This window comes from Lactobacillus sp. UMNPBX17, assembly GCF_002553735.1.
In the GTDB taxonomy this organism is placed as follows: domain Bacteria; phylum Bacillota; class Bacilli; order Lactobacillales; family Lactobacillaceae; genus Lactobacillus; species Lactobacillus gallinarum.
In genome coordinates this window covers 1-378 of sequence record NZ_PCYT01000190.1, presented here as the reverse complement: position 1 = coordinate 378, position 378 = coordinate 1, and the positions used below count along the sequence as shown (strand labels likewise).

1 protein-coding gene is annotated in these 378 nt (G+C 70.9%); it reads left to right on the top strand.

The features are described from left to right. Positions 1–378: molybdopterin-dependent oxidoreductase (locus CP368_RS10245; RefSeq protein WP_158227444.1), on the top strand; the 378-nt coding region annotated here is incomplete at both ends.

Sequence of the window (378 nt, the reverse complement as noted above, 5' to 3'; positions counted from 1 at the left end):
GCTCACCGGGGTGCCAGCCGCTGAGATCCGGGCCGCGGCGCGGCTCTACGCCACGGGGGGGAACGGCGCGATTTACTATGGCCTCGGCGTGACCGAGCACAGCCAGGGCTCGACCTCGGTCATGGCCATCGCCAACCTCGCCATGGCGACGGGGAACTTCGGCCGGCCGGGCGTAGGCGTGAACCCCTTGCGCGGCCAGAACAACGTCCAGGGCGCCTGCGACATGGGCTCGTTCCCGCACGAGTTCTCCGGCTACCGCCACGTCTCGGATGCGGCGGTGCGTGCGGCCTTCGAAGCGGCCTGGGGCGTAGCCCTCGACGCCGATCCGGGCCTTCGGATCCCCAACATGCTCGACGGCGGGGCCGAGGGAACCTTCAA